Annotated in this window: 24 protein-coding genes; 21 read left to right on the top strand and 3 right to left on the bottom strand. The window is 38.3% G+C overall.

Going from position 1 to position 17,862, the window contains the following annotated elements; translation table 11 throughout:
* From B7G66_RS17840 to B7G66_RS17325, 3 genes are all read left to right on the top strand, one after another.
* Nucleotides 1–255: hypothetical protein (locus B7G66_RS17840; RefSeq protein ID WP_159107959.1), on the top strand; the 255-nt coding region annotated here is incomplete at its 5' end.
* A 43-nt stretch (nucleotides 256–298) separates the two neighbouring features.
* Entirely contained in the window at nucleotides 299–739 is a 441-nt protein-coding gene (locus B7G66_RS08935) for a lysozyme (protein WP_048859119.1), read from the top strand.
* A gap of 37 nt (nucleotides 740–776) precedes the next feature.
* On the top strand, nucleotides 777–1,037 hold the full coding sequence (locus B7G66_RS17325; protein ID WP_141312919.1) for a phage tail assembly protein: 261 nt from the start codon (nucleotides 777–779) through the stop codon (nucleotides 1,035–1,037).
* 215 nt (nucleotides 1,038–1,252) lie between these two features.
* On the opposite strand, the gene B7G66_RS08930 is transcribed toward B7G66_RS17325, so the two are convergent.
* Nucleotides 1,253–1,591, bottom strand: coding sequence for an HNH endonuclease signature motif containing protein (locus B7G66_RS08930; RefSeq protein ID WP_080937656.1), 339 nt, complete (start codon nucleotides 1,589–1,591; stop codon nucleotides 1,253–1,255).
* Nucleotides 1,560–1,847 (bottom strand): hypothetical protein, encoded by a 288-nt coding sequence (locus B7G66_RS17320; RefSeq protein WP_048859118.1) that lies wholly within the window; start codon nucleotides 1,845–1,847, stop codon nucleotides 1,560–1,562. The genes B7G66_RS08930 and B7G66_RS17320 overlap by 32 nt, the downstream gene beginning before the upstream one ends.
* A 101-nt stretch (nucleotides 1,848–1,948) precedes the next feature.
* Between B7G66_RS17320 and B7G66_RS17315 the strand changes: the two genes are divergently transcribed.
* The 16 genes from B7G66_RS17315 (at nucleotide 1,949) to B7G66_RS17285 (ending at nucleotide 15,701) form a co-directional block, all read left to right on the top strand.
* Complete coding sequence (locus tag B7G66_RS17315; RefSeq protein WP_141312917.1) at nucleotides 1,949–2,257, top strand: hypothetical protein; 309 nt, start codon at nucleotides 1,949–1,951, stop codon at nucleotides 2,255–2,257.
* A gap of 72 nt (nucleotides 2,258–2,329) precedes the next feature.
* Nucleotides 2,330–4,351 carry a phage tail tip lysozyme gene (locus B7G66_RS08925; RefSeq protein ID WP_141312915.1) on the top strand — a complete coding sequence of 674 codons (2,022 nt, stop codon included), beginning with the start codon at nucleotides 2,330–2,332 and terminating at the stop codon, nucleotides 4,349–4,351.
* Nucleotides 4,352–4,385: 34 nt separating this feature from the next.
* Nucleotides 4,386–4,799 (top strand): hypothetical protein, encoded by a 414-nt coding sequence (locus tag B7G66_RS08920; protein WP_200146824.1) that lies wholly within the window; start codon nucleotides 4,386–4,388, stop codon nucleotides 4,797–4,799.
* Between the two features lie 23 nt (nucleotides 4,800–4,822).
* Complete coding sequence (locus tag B7G66_RS08915) at nucleotides 4,823–6,157, top strand: phage portal protein (RefSeq protein ID WP_080937655.1); 1,335 nt, start codon at nucleotides 4,823–4,825, stop codon at nucleotides 6,155–6,157.
* Nucleotides 6,144–6,860 (top strand): HK97 family phage prohead protease, encoded by a 717-nt coding sequence (locus B7G66_RS08910; protein WP_048859115.1) that lies wholly within the window; start codon nucleotides 6,144–6,146, stop codon nucleotides 6,858–6,860. Before B7G66_RS08915 ends, B7G66_RS08910 begins: the two co-directional genes overlap by 14 nt.
* Before the next feature lie 65 nt (nucleotides 6,861–6,925).
* The gene (locus B7G66_RS08905; protein WP_080937654.1) at nucleotides 6,926–8,422 is read left to right on the top strand and encodes a phage major capsid family protein; all 1,497 of its coding nucleotides are present in this window, start codon (nucleotides 6,926–6,928) and stop codon (nucleotides 8,420–8,422) included.
* Between the two features lie 81 nt (nucleotides 8,423–8,503).
* Complete coding sequence (locus B7G66_RS17835) at nucleotides 8,504–8,659, top strand: hypothetical protein (protein WP_159107958.1); 156 nt, start codon at nucleotides 8,504–8,506, stop codon at nucleotides 8,657–8,659.
* Complete coding sequence (locus B7G66_RS17310; protein WP_141312949.1) at nucleotides 8,649–9,296, top strand: hypothetical protein; 648 nt, start codon at nucleotides 8,649–8,651, stop codon at nucleotides 9,294–9,296. Before B7G66_RS17835 ends, B7G66_RS17310 begins: the two co-directional genes overlap by 11 nt.
* 9 nt (nucleotides 9,297–9,305) lie before the next feature.
* The gene (locus B7G66_RS17305; protein ID WP_141312947.1) at nucleotides 9,306–9,713 is read left to right on the top strand and encodes a phage head completion protein; all 408 of its coding nucleotides are present in this window, start codon (nucleotides 9,306–9,308) and stop codon (nucleotides 9,711–9,713) included.
* Nucleotides 9,694–10,107 (top strand): hypothetical protein, encoded by a 414-nt coding sequence (locus tag B7G66_RS17300; RefSeq protein ID WP_141312945.1) that lies wholly within the window; start codon nucleotides 9,694–9,696, stop codon nucleotides 10,105–10,107. The genes B7G66_RS17305 and B7G66_RS17300 overlap by 20 nt, the downstream gene beginning before the upstream one ends.
* Before the next feature lie 9 nt (nucleotides 10,108–10,116).
* Nucleotides 10,117–10,668, top strand: a complete 552-nt coding sequence (locus B7G66_RS17295; RefSeq protein WP_141312943.1) for a hypothetical protein — start codon at nucleotides 10,117–10,119, stop codon at nucleotides 10,666–10,668.
* Nucleotides 10,669–10,706: 38 nt separating this feature from the next.
* Nucleotides 10,707–12,320, top strand: coding sequence for a phage tail sheath subtilisin-like domain-containing protein (locus B7G66_RS17290; RefSeq protein ID WP_141312941.1), 1,614 nt, complete (start codon nucleotides 10,707–10,709; stop codon nucleotides 12,318–12,320).
* Between the two features lie 19 nt (nucleotides 12,321–12,339).
* The gene (locus B7G66_RS08900) at nucleotides 12,340–12,720 is read left to right on the top strand and encodes a phage tail tube protein (protein WP_080937653.1); all 381 of its coding nucleotides are present in this window, start codon (nucleotides 12,340–12,342) and stop codon (nucleotides 12,718–12,720) included.
* A 46-nt stretch (nucleotides 12,721–12,766) separates the two neighbouring features.
* Complete coding sequence (locus B7G66_RS08895) at nucleotides 12,767–13,858, top strand: baseplate J/gp47 family protein (RefSeq protein WP_080937652.1); 1,092 nt, start codon at nucleotides 12,767–12,769, stop codon at nucleotides 13,856–13,858.
* A gap of 14 nt (nucleotides 13,859–13,872) precedes the next feature.
* On the top strand, nucleotides 13,873–14,433 hold the full coding sequence (locus tag B7G66_RS08890) for a putative phage tail protein (protein WP_080937651.1): 561 nt from the start codon (nucleotides 13,873–13,875) through the stop codon (nucleotides 14,431–14,433).
* Nucleotides 14,434–14,456: 23 nt separating this feature from the next.
* Nucleotides 14,457–15,701 (top strand): glycine-rich domain-containing protein, encoded by a 1,245-nt coding sequence (locus B7G66_RS17285; protein ID WP_141312939.1) that lies wholly within the window; start codon nucleotides 14,457–14,459, stop codon nucleotides 15,699–15,701.
* Nucleotides 15,702–15,740: 39 nt separating this feature from the next.
* On the opposite strand, the gene B7G66_RS08885 is transcribed toward B7G66_RS17285, so the two are convergent.
* On the bottom strand, nucleotides 15,741–16,271 hold the full coding sequence (locus B7G66_RS08885) for a hypothetical protein (protein WP_048859114.1): 531 nt from the start codon (nucleotides 16,269–16,271) through the stop codon (nucleotides 15,741–15,743).
* Nucleotides 16,272–16,541: 270 nt separating this feature from the next.
* Between B7G66_RS08885 and B7G66_RS19065 the strand changes: the two genes are divergently transcribed.
* Nucleotides 16,542–16,733 carry a BrnA antitoxin family protein gene (locus B7G66_RS19065; RefSeq protein WP_200146823.1) on the top strand — a complete coding sequence of 64 codons (192 nt, stop codon included), beginning with the start codon at nucleotides 16,542–16,544 and terminating at the stop codon, nucleotides 16,731–16,733.
* A 218-nt stretch (nucleotides 16,734–16,951) separates the two neighbouring features.
* The gene (locus tag B7G66_RS08875) at nucleotides 16,952–17,431 is read left to right on the top strand and encodes a hypothetical protein (RefSeq protein WP_141312937.1); all 480 of its coding nucleotides are present in this window, start codon (nucleotides 16,952–16,954) and stop codon (nucleotides 17,429–17,431) included.
* Nucleotides 17,432–17,862 lie beyond the last annotated feature (431 nt).

Below are 17,862 nucleotides of genomic sequence, written 5' to 3'. Positions count from 1 at the left end.
TATATGGACGATTTTCTTTCACTTATAGGTAAAGCTTTTATAACTGGCGGACCTGCCGCTATTGTTACCCTTCTTTGTGGATTCATTTTATACCTTCTTTTAAACATCAAGTTTTTGAATCAAAAACTAGATGAAAAAGACCAGAAACTTGAAGAACTAATAACAGAAGGAAACAAATTAAAAGCACAACTAAATGAAACACTTATGGACTTGCGACTTACCATTGCATCAATGGACGCAAAACTTTCAAAATAACAACATTAAATATTCCTATTACAACAGATAGGAATATTTTTTTATGAACTTGCCAACATACCTTATTCAGTTAGTGGAATCATCAGAAGGTTTAAGGTTAGAGCCATATCAAGATTGTTGCGGCGTGTGGACGCAAGGTTACGGCACCACAGGAAGCCGCATAAAGCCCGGACAGGCCATTACACCAGAACAGGCCCAAGAATGGCTTATAAGCGATCTGGAAGCCATCTGGCAGGCAATTACAGCCCGTAGCACCATACAGCTTGAAACCTACCAGACAGCAGCCCTAGCAGATTTTGCATACAATCTTGGAATCAATGCACTGTTTAAATCCACGCTATGGCAACTGGTGCAAGCTAACCAGCCCATAAACGCCAGCCTTGAATTCAGTAAATGGGTTTATGCCGGAAAACACATAGAACCCGGCCTTGTAATTCGTCGCCATAAAGAAGCTTTGATCTTCCTAGGAAATTTAAACAACTAAATAATAACACCTTACACAATTAACAAAGGAAGAAATAATGACTAAAAAAAATGTAAAAGTAATTAAGTTTGATGAAATTGAAGTTGGTGGCGTAAAATATGACAATGTAACCGTTAGAAAACCAACTTTCGGTGAAAAATATTTGCCACAAAAGAAATTCAAAACAACACCACCATCACCAGAAGAATTTTTAGATTATCAAATTCAACTTGCATGTAAAATAACTGATTTGCCTGTTGAAGTTTTTATGCAATTAGAAAGTAATGTAGGTGAAGAAATTATAGATTTTTTGAACTAAAAAAATCTTTGCCTTTTGAATATGCAACAGATGATGAAATAGAAAAATTTGAAAGACATATACAAGCCATTATTATTCTCAATAACTGGTCAAACATACACCAAGACGATCCATATTCCATATGGAATGTTCCATTGGATCAGTTAATGATATGGTTTGAAACAACAGAAGAAATGCAAAAAAGAAAAATACCAACATAAAAAAGGCCAGTAAATTTACTGGCCTTTTTCTTTACCTAAAGTTTCTTTATAGGTTTTTTTGCCGTGACATGAACGACAAAGAACTTGCAAATTGCTTTCAACATACTTCAAGTCCGGTCTCTGGACTAAAGGTATGATGTGGTCAACGTGCAAATCACTGTACGTATATACGCCCTCCTTCAAACATTGCTTACAAAATAAATGCTTTTTCCTAAATGCATTGGAAAACTTACGCCAGTGATTATCATATGATTTTTGGTTTTCCTTTCTTTTTTCTTCAACTGGCAAAGTTTTGTTTTCAGACGTTTCTATTTTCGGAACTTTAATTGTTGGTATTTTGAATTTCTTTTTCATACATATTTTTTACTTGCATAATCATACTGTTTAACTGTTGAGTGCTTTTGCTTTTATTCAACATGAATTGGTAAGTAACAATCATCATTTTAAGAAGGTTAAATTCTTCATTTGTTGATGTTTCTAACAATGAATACATTTTCAAGTAATCCGGGTTGTAAGTGAATAAAAGCACCATATCATCGGCAGATAACTTTCCTGATGTTGCTAACCTTCTTACTTCCAAAACAATTAGTTTCAATATTTCTGTTTCCATAAAACTTCCTTTTTAATAGTTAAAATGTACTATTATTTACAATAATACTAAATACTTATGTAAGAAAATACTTACTAACTAATTAAAGGAAATTAAAACAAATGGAAATAGAAACATTCTTTGAACAACTAATTGAACATACATCAGCAAACTTTAAAAAAATACCAACCGACATTTACCGTCTATATTCAAAAACTGGCACCTTAACAGAAGGGCAAGCAAAGTGGATAAAAAGCGCCTTAACAAGAAATAAGAAATTGCGTGAACTAGATGTACCAGAAGAAATAACATTGGAAATTGGTATAGCACTTAAAGAAAAGAAAGAAGTGGAACTAACACCAGAAATACAGACAATCATGCTTGAAGAATTGGCAAATGCCGTAAGCAGAATAATACAAAGGATACAATAATGAAAAGCCTTATGGAAATTCCATAAGGCTTTTTTCTTAAATACTTCATATTATTTAAATGGGGTATTGACAATGGCTTCAAATGGGAATTTTTCATTAACAATTTCAGCAGTTGATAAGGCAAGTGGCGTTCTTGCAAACATCAACAAACAAATGGCGCTATCACAAGCGCCATACAAACGTATGCAAAGACAAATACAACAGTTTGATAAACTTTCAGGTTTAAAAAGTTTAAGAACACAAACCAGTAAACTTATTCAGCCAGTTGAAAGGGCAGGAAAAGCCTTTGCTAGTATATTTGGTTTAGGTTCTATTGCTGGTGTAATTGGTATGACACGTCAATTCGCCATGCTTTCAAATGAAATACAGCGTGTTTCATCTGGCCTTGGTGTTAGCACTAATAAATTGCAACAAATGCGTGGTGCATCTAACCTTTTGGGAACTGGTCAAAATTCAATGGAACAAATGACCAGCACCATACAAGACAATCAAGTTGCTATGCGTTTTGGTGGCAATGGTGATCTTCAAACCATTTATAATAAGCTTGGTCTTGCTTATACTGATAGTGCTGACAAGGTAAGAGACAAAGTACTAGACTATGTTTCTGAACATGCAAAGAAAGGAGATATTCCAGCTTCAACCCTTAGAAAAATATCACAAGAAACTTTGGGTACAACAGCGTTCATGGGCATGGATTCAAAACAGGTTCATGCAGCAGAAGCACGCGCAAAATTCCTTGGCCGTTATAGTGAAGACAACATCAAGAATGCCAATCAGCTAAGGCAATCATATGAAGGCGTCCTAACCGCCGTAAATGGCGTTACACAAACGATAATAGGAAGGCTTGCGCCTAAGCTATCCCCCTTACTGGACAAGCTGGCAGATTGGTTAGCAGGGCCGCAGGCAGATAAGGCCATAGACAGTCTAGTGGATGGTGTCACCAGTCTTGCCGGATGGCTATCCCGTATTGACTGGGAAGGCATCGGAAACGGCATAAAATATTGGTATAATGAAATAGGCGGATTCAAAACCATTATATATGGTTTGATAGGTTTAAAACTGGCAGGGTGGTTTGTTGCAGCAGCATCAACAGCTTTTAACCTGTTTTCAATATTCAAAGGAATTTCAAAACTATCCTTATTTTCCAAGATAAATTCGTTAGTTAACTTAAAACCCGGTGGTGGTTTGCTAAAGTTTTTTGATGGCTTCCTTGGTAAAATAACTAAAATAGCTGGTGTTTTAGGAATTATAAAAACTGGTTTTGATCTTTATTCAGATTCAAAAATCAAAGACAAAACCGACCGTGATACGGCTTATGGTCAAACCATAGGTGAAGGTGTTGGCGGTGTAGCTGGTGGAATCCTTGGCTCTGCATTTGGACCTATGGGAACAGCAGCCGGTGCCGTAGCAGGTTCTTACCTTGGCGGAAAGCTTGGCGGAACAGTTGGCAGCTACTTTGCTGGTGAAGGTCATGGGCATGAAAAACTGTCTCAGAATGACCGCCAACAAAGGGCAGCTACCTTAGTTGGTGCGGCCATGAAAGACGGATACAGCCGCAATGCCGCAATGGGAATCATGGGCAATGTGGCACAAGAATCAGGTTTTGACGCTGGTGCTAATGGCGATGGCGGTAATGCATTCGGGTTAGGCCAGTGGCACAGAGACAGGGTAATGCAAATCCTAAATGGAACTGGCATTGATGTGCGTAAGGCAGGCTATGACGATCAGGTTAAGGCTTACCTATGGGATATGAAACATGGCGATGCAGGCGCACAAAAAGCCCGTAAGGTGTTAATGGATAATCCCGGCATATCAGTATATGGCGCAGCACAAACTGTATCTTCATTAGATGAACGTCCTGCCGACAAATACGGACAGGAAGCAAATATAAGAACACAACAAGCCATGAAGTATCAAAATGATAACTTTGACAAACTTATTCAACATACCCTTGACATGAATATTGCGGTTAATGGAAATGTACCGGCACAAGTATCAACTTCATTGCAAACAGATAGCAAAAGCGGCCTTAATATAAACAAGCCAAACATCAACAATAGAACAACAACAGCTATGGGTCCAAACCTACACTAATGACATTCCATAAATATTCCTAAAGGGGATGTTTATGGAATGGATTTTACCAAATGGCCTTACTTATGAAGATGTTTTAAATTATGTTGGTTTTGTTTACATAATAACAAACAAGATAAACAACAAAAAATACATAGGTAAGAAAGTAGTATATTTCAAACGAAAAAAGAAGATAAAAGGAAAAACAAAAACAGTTACATATGAAAGTGACTGGAAACAATATTATGGCAGTTCAGATGACTTGAAAATAGATATAAAACATTATGGAATACAAAACTTTGAAAGGAAAATAATTTCCTTACATAAAAACAGGTCATCAATGAACTATGCAGAAATAGAACAACAAGTTAAGAATAATGTTCTTTTAGAAAAAGATGAACAAGGTAACTTACTTTATTATAACAGAAATATACTTAACAAATATTACAGAAACAACATTGGTAAATAAAGGATATTATAAATGGAGTGAATATGGGATTTTTTAACAGAAAAAAGGAGAATGTAAAAGAAATAACCAAAGTTGAACCTGAAATTGTAACTAAAGATGCAACAGCCGAAATACCGCAAGTTCCTATTGACAATATAGGAACAGCATTATTTGGCGGTTATTTTGGCGGCACCACTGCATCAGGTGTTACAGTTACAACACAAACAGTTTTGCAACTATCAGCCGCTTACGCATGCATAAACTTTATTTCAACTGATATTGGTAAATTACCTTTACATCTTCAACAAGAAACTAACGGCGGATGGACCGTTAACAAAGATCATCCATTAACAAAGGTTTTAAAGAAACCAAACAAAAGAAATGACTTGGTAAAGCTATTAACACAAGTAGCTTTTTCATTCCTTTTAGGTGGTAATGGTTACATAGTTATTGTTCGTGATTCACAAGGTACCCCAATTAACTTAGTTCCAGTCAATGACTGGCAAGTTAGTGTTCAAGAACGCACCAACGGCGACAGATACTATTATGTAAACAACTGTAGGTTATTGTGTGGTTACAAAACTTCTTTTCCTAAACAAAAAGGTTCAAATAGAACTATTAGGGAAGAAGATATGATACATATAGAAAACAACAGCTTGTATTCAAACATACAAGGTTCAAGCCCTATTGAAATGGCATCAGATGTGTTTGGCCTTGGGCTGGCAGCACAAGAAACAGCGGCCCGCGCATTCCAGAACGGAACATCTTTCACAGGCTTTCTAAAGGTTTTAGGGAATACCAATCCAAAAGAAACAGCACAAATGCAAGAAGCATGGAACAGGGCACAAGCTACCATTGTTAACGCTGGTAGGACACCAGTGATACCCGGCGATGTTGATTATGTAAATTTAGCAACATCGCCCGCTGAATTGCAGCTTTTGGAAGCCCGCGAACAGATCACTAAAGAAATTGCCAGAATGTACAAAGTTCCGGGCCATAAGTTGGGATTCAATGAAACCGACAAAGCCGCAAATATGGAACAACAAGAACGTGCTTATATAAGCGATGCTTTAGAAACCATAACAAGGCAACTTGAAGAACAACTAGATATTAAAATGTTGTTTGATTCAGAAATAGGAAAGCTAAGGTTTAAGTTTGACTTTTCAAAAGTTATTTCAGCAGACCAATTACAAAGATATCAATCATATGCCATTGGCATAACAAATGGCTTCCTTAACCGCGATGAAGTTAGGGAATTAGAAGGTTATGCACCTATTCCAGATGGTGAAGGTGAAGAATTCTTAACACCAACATATACAGCAAAACAGGACGGAACAGGAAGTTTAAACACAACAGGGGAAACGGATGGAGAAAACTAAATTTTTAACAGTTAAAGGATTTAAAGAACAGGTAAAAGAAAAACTAGATACTTCCAACACTATAATAACAAAAGACTATGAAATACTAAATTCTGATACAGGTTCAACTTTCATAATTACCAATGATAGTATGGACCGTGACAATGATATTGTTGACGCCAACGGCTTAGATATCAGCAATTACCTTAAAAATCCTGTTGTTTTATGGGGCCATGACAGTTCCGAATTGCCAATAGGCAAATGCGTGAACATTGAACAGGTAGACAACGGCTGGCAAGCAACCGTTGAATTTGCCCCTTCCGATTATCCCTATAATGGCGCTAAAGCAGAAAGCATAAGAAGATCAATAAAAGATGGTTTTTTAAATGCCGTTTCCATTGGTTTTATTCCGTTGGAATGGGATTTTAATGAAGAAGGCGGTTTGAATATAACAAAAGCTGAACTAACCGAATTTTCTATAGTTTCCATTCCTTCTAATCGTGATGCATTGGTCATTACCCGTTCATTGGATGATGAACAGGAAACCAATGATGAAGCTGAAACAGAAGAAGATGAAGAAATAGAAGAAGATCAGGAACAAGAACAATTAGAACTTGAAGAAGAAATTGAGGAAGAACAAGAACTAAAAGAAAAAGAAAAGCAAAAAGCTATAAGAAAAAAGAGAATACTTTTCGATTTAGACTATTTTGGAATCAAGTGCTAACTAAATAAATAAACCATACAACGCTGAAAGGCAAAATATGAAAACAAACTAGGAGAAATTTTTATATGGCAATTTCCATTAAAGAATTAAAAAAACAAGTATCATTACTTAAATCAGATTTAAAAGACATTAGTGATGATATCATTGACGGCGATATGAAAGATGAAGATACATCTGACCTCAATGAAAAATACGAAGAATTAAAAAACAAAATTTCTAAACTTGAAGCCGGTATTAAACGCAAAGAAGAAGAAGAAGAAAAAGAAGACGATCAAGAAGAAGATCATGATGACGTTTCTGAAAAATCTTATTCAGCACCAGCCATTGTAAAATATACTGGCAACAAATGCGATACTGACAACGAACTTAGAAAGGCCGCACGTCACGTTATTTCCCGTGCATGGGCCGCAAATCCAATGCTTGGTGAAAAAGGTGCAGCTAAAAGATTCCAACAAGAATTCGGTAAAGAAGCTTTTGACCGTGAAATTGTAAAATCTGGACCCGGTATGGTCGGTTCTTTCAACTTCCAAGCACCTAACTATCGCCCTGATATGTTAATTCCGCTTTTGAATAAAAACATTGTAACTACTGAATTTGTAAGAAATGTTGATCTAAAAGACAATAACCTTATTGCGCCTCGTGTAATTTCACCTTCAAGCGGTGCTTTCAATCTTGAAAATGGTTTAATATCAACAAGCAACATTGGTTCAGACGTTGTTACCGTTGAAGGTCAATTTTATGGATCAATTCTTTACTACACAAAACAAGCACTTAACTTTTCAGGTGGTATTCTTGAAGACTTAATTGTTGAAGAAATGCAATCAAGACATAAACTTACTGTTGAACAAATTTTGTTTAATAGTACTGGTTTAAACAATGCCCCAATGGGTATGAAAGGTTATACTTCTGGAACACAAAACATTGTTTCTTCTGATTTTTCAACTGTTTCTGACAGTTCAGCAGCATCAGCACAAGCAGCAATCCAACAATTTGCAGACTTGATTGCTACCACAGATGCTAAAATGCGTAACGCTGGTGATTATTCTGAAAGATATTTGATTGTTCCTGAACTTGTATTAGGTAAAATTAAATCAAGAGTAACACAACTTGGTAACTTTGTTTTTGCTAACATTTTAGATGGTGATCTTTTCGGCGTAAAAGTACTTTCATCTTCTAACATTTCAACCAATGAAGATTCACTTGTAACTGGTGCAACAGCAACAGGTAAAGTAGCACCATGTTACTTAGTTTCTAAAGACAAACTTTGGCAAGGTAACGGAAACTTCTATGCATTTGAACAATTCAATGCCGGTACTGTAGATAGCACAAACCTTGTTCAACAAGTAGGCCAAGCATACAGATTAGTTGATACAATGGCTACCGCATTAACCAACGATATTTCCCTTTTCAGATTGGAAATTAACGGATTTGTTGACGCAGTAGACAACAGCAACACAGCTTATGAACAACCTGCATCCGGTGATGTTTCAACCGCAACTGGTATTGGTAAAGCCAAAACTAGCGGAACAGGTTCTAGTACTTCAACAACTACTGGTTCTTAATCAGTTAAAAACCAAAACATTAAGGGCTGGCCTATGGCTGGCCTTTTTTGTTGGTAAATAACTAAAAGATAGGAGAATAACATGATTGTTAAAATTGAAGAAAAAATAAACGACAAATTAGATGTTGGAACTGTAAAGGAATTTCCTAAACTTGTTGCAGAAAAATTAGTTAAAGAAGGAAAAGCAACAATTATAAAAGCCGATGGTTCTGATATGGTGACTAAAGATGTTAACTAAAGCCGTTGCTGAAAACATCATATGTCCGGTTTCTACCGCTGACTTGGTGCAGTTTGTGGCCTGTCTTGATCCAAACCAAGCGCCACAGATAGCAGGAATCGCCACAGCGGTTACATCAGCAGTTGAAAATTATCTAGGTGACTTCATTGTGCAAAGGTCCATACGCTGGACCTTATCCCGTGGTGAATCTGAAAAGACAGAAGCATTTTTCAATTCATGGCTTTCTGCCCGTTCTTTCATTTCATATGGCTTTCAGTATGTGGCAGGGCAATGGATAGACTTTCCCACAGCCGCCCAGAGCGTCCAAAACGTGACGCTAGGGGTATGGGGGCAAGCTGATATCCCATTAACGCTAGGGCCAGATTATGCGGTTGATTTATCCACTGATCCATGCCGCATGAGCATTTCATATAACCTAGCGATGCAAGACCTAGTTCAAAACTTTTCACACCTACAGGTGGATTACACTGGTGGCATCGCGCCATCTGGACAATGCCCAACAGACATTGAACTAGCCATTAAGCTGATGACTGCCGACATGTTCAACAACCGTTCAAGTTCTAATGGCTTGTTCAGTGAAGCTGCAAAACAATTATTATGTAATTATAGAAGGTATAACTTTGGTTCACCAAGATAAGGGGAAAGAATGATATCAACAAACGAAATAAAAAGACAGGTTTCTTTCTATAAAACTGAAACATTACCCATTAAAGATTCAGAATTTGGCGGGAATACAGAACAATATACTTTTATACGTTCTGAAATGGCCGCTTTGTATCCATTAAACCCAATGAAGATTGTTGACGGTGTTCAAGAAGACATTAGAAAATCAACACATATACTAACAACAAGGTATATGACTGACATTGATAGTTTTACATCAGTTACAACACTTGTTTATGAAGACACAAGTTTTACAACAACAAGAACAGAATTATACAAAGTGAATGATGTTCAACTTGTAAACCAAGAAGGAAGATACCTTGTTTGCCATCTTACATTAGAAGACCCTAATTTTACAGGAACATTACCAAATGCAAATACAAGTCAATGAAGTGATGTTAAAGATTAATATGAAGCCATTAAGAAAAGAACTTAGAATAATTGCAAAAGAAGTAAAGGCAAAAGTTCAAACACTATTAAGGAATTCAGTCCCATCAGGTGTGAAACGTGGAAGCCATACGGCATCTGCACCCGGTGAAGTGCCATCCTTGATGAATGGTTTGTTAGCAAAAGCGATAACATACAAAATAAAGAAAAACAAAATCACAATAACAGATGGTGCATATTATGCGTTGTTCCTTTCTGCTGGAGCCAAGAATACAGGTAAAAGCCATAAAGGCACGATATTACCACGACCATTCATGTCTGTTGTTCTGGACGAAATGAAAGACGAAATTGAAAAACGAATAACAAATGCCGTCATGAATGGCATTACTACAAATTAGGGAGAGTCCATGGGAAAATTCTTATCAACAGTAGATGTTTTGAACCAGATAGAAAGCAATACAAAAATATTCACAAATAACCAAGTTCAAATATGCGTTGACTTGGAAAGAATAATAGATGAACTAAATCCAGTTAATTTGCCATATGCCGTGATAGTAAACAAAAGCGGTGACTTTGAATCAGTAAGTTCACTCAATAGCTATACAGGTATATTAGAAACGGAAATAAGTGTATTTGTTGTATTAGATACAAACAAAGACTTAACAGGCGCAAAAGCACAAATAACAACAACAGATGTAAGAATAGACCTAAGCAGTTGTTTAGGCGGATGGGTACCTAGCACCAATGCCACCACACCTATGATGGGACCGTCATGGGATTTTGCTTACATGAGTGGTTCCCGTGTCATTTACGAATACAAATTCAGTATTACAGAGCAAGTAAATCCGGAAGATGGGTATTGTGAAGAATATGACGATTTAACAGAAATAGACATCACTGGTGAATATTACAAAAACGATAAACTTATTTCTGAACAAGAAGTAATAATAACTAAATAACTTTAACTTTATTTCAACAAGAGGAAATTTAAAAAAATATGGTAGACATAGCATCAGATTTTATTATTCCGGGCACTTTTGTAACAATACAAGGAACAGGAACAACAACTAATACCACTAATGCAGTTGTAATTATGGCTGTTAACAGTCAATTAGTTGATGGTTCCGGTATCACTTTTAATGTTACAAGTACCGACGCAATCACTTATAAACCAGCATCATTAACTTTAAATGTTGGTGGTACAGGTTATGTAGTAGGTGATGTAATAACCGTAAACAATGTTGGAACTGCAACCGTAAAAACAGTTGATACCAACGGAGTTATTACAGCAATCACCCCAACACTTTACACACAAGCATTAGTTTCTGACATGACCGCAACTGGTATTACTGGAACAGGTGGAAAAGGAACAGGCGCAACATTTAATGCAACTTCAACAAAGATTGATAGTTACGCCATTAACACAATCAACATTCAAAATGCTGGTTCAGGTTATCACCTTGGCGACAAATTTACATTAAACAATGCAACAATAACCGTTACATCAGTTAATGCAAACAGTGGCGTAAATGGCATTTCATTCACAACTGACGGAACTGGTCTAGCATCTGATCCAGCAGGAAACGGAATTGCCCCTAGTTCAACTGTAACCATTGATGGTCCTGTAAACACCTTAACTTATGCAGGTTCACTTTCAAATGTTCAAAGCATATTTGGAACACAAGCAGATATTACAAGGGCTTATGAAAGATACATTGCTACCGATTCAGTAACAGCAGTTTACTTGATAACAGCAAATTCAGACAGTGTTGCAGATATAAATGCAGCTTTAGCAGTAATTGAAGAAACACCATTCACTGTATTGGTTACACCTTTCACTGACAGTGACCAAGTTCAAGCAATAGCAACATTCTTTGATGCAAGATATAATTATGCATCAGAACTTTACGGCATTCACTTATCAGCAAGAACAGACACAGCAACTAACTTACTTTCTTATGGTGCTACTGTTAATTCAAAATATACAAATGTTTATGGATTCGCACCCGGCTCAGTTGACGATGACATTGTAAAAATGGCCGCTGTCGCTGCCGTAGTTGCGCCAAGCCTAGCAGCAGACCCATCAGCACCAATTCAACTTGAATTATTGAATGTGGCTCCTTCTGGTAACGGATTCACCATTACAGAACGTAATTCTATCTTCAATGCTGGTGTAGCAATCACCAAAGAAGATTCTGCCGGTGACGTATATCTTGAACGTTCAAGAACTACTTACCAAACTGATGCGGCTGGAACTCCAGACGACACATACCAAGACACTGAAACCTTACCAACTGTTTCCGTATGTTCTGAAACTTTCAGAGATACATGTAACACTGTTTATTTCAATACAGGTATGAAAATTGTTGATAGTTCTTCAGTTAATACTTCAATAACTGGTAAAAACACAACAACTACAGCAGCAATTAGGGCAACCCTTATTCAAATCTATGCAGGTTTAGTAAGTGCTGGTTATTGCCAAGATGCTGATACTTTTGATGCCAGTGTAACCGTTACATTAGCAAGCAAAGGTGTTGTTTCTGTTTATTGTCCAATTATTCTAGTTGAACAATTAAGACAAATCCAAATCAACATAGATTTTTCATTCTAATATAGGAGAACAAAATTAAATGGCAATAGCAACAAAACAATCACAAGGTGTTAGTGAATTCACCATTAACGGCGTACCTTATGATGTAATTGAGAATGTAACTTGGAATGTAGTTACCGTTGTAAAAAATAGACAAGTTTCACTTATGGGTGTTGAAAACGTCACATCATATGAACCAACAGCAGCAAAAATAACTGTTACAGTAAGATGGTTAGCAGGTGTGGCACCTTCTGCAATTTTAACAGCAGATGACTTGACAGTTCAATTCGTTACCAGAAACAACTTACAAGTTATTGGTAAAAATTGTTTCGTTCAGGAAGTGGTAACACAAGACCCAGTTCAATTAACATCAGAATTTGTATTTTCATGTGAAAGCATAACTGAAACACCAATTAGCTAAAACAACTAAATATTCCTAATTAGAACTAATTAGGAATATTTTTCTTATGTACATATTACAAACATACCAGCAAATATTATCAACAGTTACAAACTATGTTGAAACAGAAACAGGAATTAAAGTACTTCCATCTTCACCTTTAATGATATTGGCAAAATCACTTGCCAAAATGATCTATTCACAACAAGGCTATAATGAATACATTGCTGAACAAGGTGTGCCATTTACAGCAACAGATTTAACATTAGAAGCATGGGGCACTTTAAAATCCATTACAAGAAAGTATGCGACAGCCGCAACAGGAAACGTGACTTTTACAGGAACGAACACCACAACCACGATTCCGGCCGGTACGATTCTATCCCGCGCAGATGGCACGCAATATTCAACTGACACAGCTACCACAATCAATGAGCCAGTGAACATAACAGCGGTAACGGCTGGCACCACAGGCAATTGCGTTAGTGGCACGGTCCTTACCCTTAATTCCGCATACACAGGCATTGACGGCACTGTAACTCTTGCTAATGCCATCACTGACGGCACTGACGTTGAAAGCAATGATGACTTACGTGCAAGGGTTATAGCGGCATTTCAAGAACGCCCTAGCGGTGGTTCTGTATCAGATCACGTCACATGGGCTTTAGCTGTTCCAAGCGTTACACAAGCTTGGTGCTGTTCAAACCCATTAGCAGGCAATGAAGTGATTGTTTATGTGATGCTGGACCGCACAAACACCTACGAAGGCTATCCACAAGGAACTGACGGCGCGGCCAGTAGTGAAACACGCTGGACTACAGCAACAGGCGATCAACTAAACATCGCTAACCAAATGTATTCAAACAAGCCGATAGGTGAAATCATGATTATTTGTTCACCTATAAAGTATCCTGTAAACATAGAAATAAAAGGTTTAACAAACCTTACAACAGATCAAGAAACACAAATACAAACAGAATTAACTACATTATTTCATAATACAGGAACACCATTAGGAACAACTTTGTATATAACAGCAATAAGTGCGGCAATTCAGTCTGTTGTTAATACATCTAATTTTACATTGGTATCCCCAACGGCAGATATAACAACAACACAAGGTCAACTTTTAGAAGTTGGCACAATTACATATTCATAAACAAAAGGTAAGGAATGGCAGAAATATTACAAACATTCACAGAACAAGGTTATAGTTACCCACAAGCTTTTAAAAACTTGTTACCGACTGGTTTTGCATGGCCTAAAGATGAAGATACTTTCTTAAATGATTTTGCAAAAGCAATTGGATTAGTATTTGAAGATATGGATACTTTATCATGTGAAACTATAGACGAAGTTTTCCCCGGAACAACAACAGTTCTATTACCTATGTGGCAAGAAACACTAGGAATAACACCAGAACCAACACAAACAATAGAAGAACAAAGGCAACAAGTAATAGCCATGTTAACTGCCACTGGTTCTATTTCAAATAGTTACTTTATAAACTTAGCAAAACAGCTTGGTTATGAAATGACTATTATAGAGTATGGCGCAATAGTTGCAGGAATATACAGAATAGGTGATGAAGTAGGAACAACAAATGATTACAGTTATGAGTTCGATGTAACTTTTGTTGTGAATAATTCTGATGATTACAGCGTTTTAGAGAGTACATTCCAGTCAATATTACCTTCCTATGTAAAAGTATATTACATATCAGTAAATACTTAATATTAAAATAGGGAGAGAATTTAATGCAAAATATTACTTTTAATGAACCTGACCCAAGCACAGGAAAACCCGGAACATTAGTTCCTGTAGATTGGTTTCAAAATGTCAATGATGAAATTTCTAATGTTGTTACTAATGCTGGTATAACTTTAGATTCAACAAACCATTTACAGTTAACAACAGCTTTAAGTACCATTTACGCGCCCCTACTTTCACCAGCATTTAAGGGAACGCCAACATGTCCAACACCTGATACAACAGATGATAGCCAAAAAATCTGTAATACAGCATGGGTAAAATCATATGTAACAGCAGGTGAACTTGGATATACCCCTGTTAGACAAGGTGGCGTTTCTGATCAAACTAATGATACTGTTTATATCGGTAATGCTACAGATGGTTCAGGTCTTAAAGCTACTGTAAACACTACTGATCTTGGAAACTTTGCTTTTGAGTCATGGGTAGAAGGAAATTATCTTAACCTTGCTGGTGGCAATATTACAGGGTCATTGACTTTACAGGGAACAACTGTTGCCACAGTTAATACAGTCAACGCCGCAGAAGCAGATGTAAAAAACTTACTATCAGAAGAAACGGAACGCGCAGAAAACGTAGAATCTATAATATCATCCACGTATTACCCTATTAGCTCATCAACTACCATTACAGTCCCGACAGGTGTGACGAGGGTTTATTTACGTGGTATTGGAGCCGGGGGTGGCGCGATGGGATGCGCTGCCGTCAATACCACGCAGACCTATTCTGGTTCCGGTGGTGGTTCCGGCGGAATTATGGAGGGCGTCTATTCCGTTACTGGCGGAGATACGTTGAAATTCACCATAGGTTCGGGCGGCGCTGGTAATATCGGTCCGGGGTCCGGCTATTACGGGGGCGTGACCTCGTGCGTGAATGGCGCGGGCCAGCGCCTTCAATCCCTGCCTAGCGGAAGCCCCGGCGTAAAGTCTACCACGACGAATACGGCAGGTGGCGCAGGTGCGGGCATGGGGACATCCGATGTGTCGGGAACATTCCGCAACGACCCCGGCAACGATGGGCAGGACGGGCAAGCCGGGACGGCTCAACTTTCTGGTGCGGGCGGTCCCGGACCCGGTGGCGTAGGTGGTGCGCGATCCGGCCTTCAGGGGGGGCAGAACGGAACCGCGTATGGTGCTGGCGGTGGAGGCGCTTATGACACGGGGTTTACCGGCAACAATTACGCGGGCGGCTCAGGCGCTTCAGGCTTCTTTCTATATAAATGGCTTCCATAAGAAAATGCCTCATAGATATATCTATGAGGCATTTTCTTCTTAATCTTTATTATGTTCAAACAATTCGGAACCCCCATGATTTTCTAACAGCTTGGTTTCACGTTTTGCTTTAGTAGCTTCACGTTTTGCCTGATATTCAGGATCGGCGGCATTCCGTTCACGGCTGGCTTTGCGTTCCGCAATCATTTCAGCAGCTACATTATCAAGCACGTCATCAAGCTCACCAGCTTCGGCAACCTTTATCAAGTTTTCATAAAACTTGATAAGTGAAGCGTAGGTAGTTCCAACACGAAGGGCGGCTTTATCATCTGTTTGTGTTGGAAGTATTTTAATTTTCTTTACAGAATAACGCACAAAAGTATATGCGTTTTTATCAACAACTTTATACCACTTCTTACCTTTAATTGGTTCACCTTCTGGCTTCATATCATATTCAACCAGTGAAATTTGTGACTTAACTGCATTAATGAAATTTTCACGCGGAGAAGGATTGTTAACAACAACACCTTTCAAAATGTTGTTGTCATCAACAGCGGTAACACCTTTTAACAAAGACTGAATCAACATCATTCTTATCCTTATAAGCTAACTTATCTATTATATGTATGTAGTTTTTTATAACAAGTCTAAACATCATACTGACAACGTTATCTGTTTATATAGCCATATGAAGGTACATAACGATGTAGCTACAGATACATACAGTTGTCAGTATGTAAAGTTACACATACTGAATATGACTTATAAAAATTTTCCGACTCTATGGATGGTTGTTGACATGAATCATTCCTGTAACTACGGTTGATTCGTGTAAGGCAATGTTCAGTAAGGGAGGCCCAAGTGACACGGATTCAATCTGATGATTTATTCGCATCATCGGGCAAGCGACAGAAACGCGGACCTAAACCTAACCCCAATGCCAAGAAGCTTCTTACGCTTAGGATTGATCCTGACGTAATCGAGGCTTTCAAGCGCACGGGCGACGGGTGGCAAACCCGTATGAACGATGCCTTACGCTCGGCTATGCCCTAACCCTAGATGAAAGAAAGGCCACGCTAGATTATTCTAGCGTGGCCTTTGGAACGCAGATGAAGATGTTATAGCACACCATTCAAAGCTGACGTGAGATTGCTACCCACAATCGCTCGCCGGTTTAGCCCCCCGTTATCCCAAATCGGTCATTGCGACCAAATCAGGCAAGGCATGAAACTGCTATAGCAGTTGCTTGTGCCTTGTTCAAGGCAAAGCTAATGAACTTCAATGACATTAAGGCAACCATTATGGATTGCCGTAAGGCCAGAGCATTAACGGCATTACATAAGGACATACTTTTTCAGTTGTTGTTCCTGACCCGTAAAGCGGGTCACAGAAGTCCTTCCCATAAGCTGATAGCTAAGATGGCCGGTGCCAGTGCCCGCACTGTCTGGACAGCCTTACAAATCGCGCAGGAGCTGGGGATACTAACCATCATTCCCAGACGTAAGCGTGTGGGGCGTCGTTGGTGGAAGGACACAAACGCCTATGTTTTCAGGGCGTTAGCCAAGGTTCCCGAAGCTGCCGCATCTATTCGCAAATTTTACGTAACGGGGAATAAAGATATAATTAAAAAGGCTTTAGGGGCTGTGGATAACTATCCAGACCCAAAAAAGCACAACCACCTATCCACTGATGACTATCTACGCTTAGTCGCGGACTGGCGTAGCAGGCAGGCAGGCATAAAAATTGCTTAGAAGATGGATGAATGAGTGACGACTTTTTCACGTAACGCATTAAAAAACCGGCGGATGGTATTTTGTGCCGAAAAGAGCAACATATCATGAACAAAATGTAACATGATGGCATAATGGAACTTATGCGACATCTAGGGATGTTATCGACCGTAATGGAAAAATCGCCAGATTTGTGATGCCCATATATCTGATTAACGGGCAAATGGGCTTGCTCCCACGTCACGGAATTGACAGTGTTCAGATAGCTATGGCCGCCGGGACCAAGCATCATTTTATGGAGATATGACTATGCCCTCATGGGTAAGATTCATCGAGCATTACAGCAATAAACAAATCACAGTGAATAGTGACCAGATCACTTCAATTCGTGATGGTCAGATAGATTTTGATAATGTCGGCCATATCTCACTATCTGACGGCCAAAAGCTGAT

This window comes from Novacetimonas hansenii JCM 7643, from assembly GCF_000964405.1.
GTDB lineage: Bacteria > Pseudomonadota > Alphaproteobacteria > Acetobacterales > Acetobacteraceae > Novacetimonas > Novacetimonas hansenii.
Note: the sequence above shows the minus strand (reverse complement) of the source record. Positions and strands in the feature narration are given on the sequence as shown.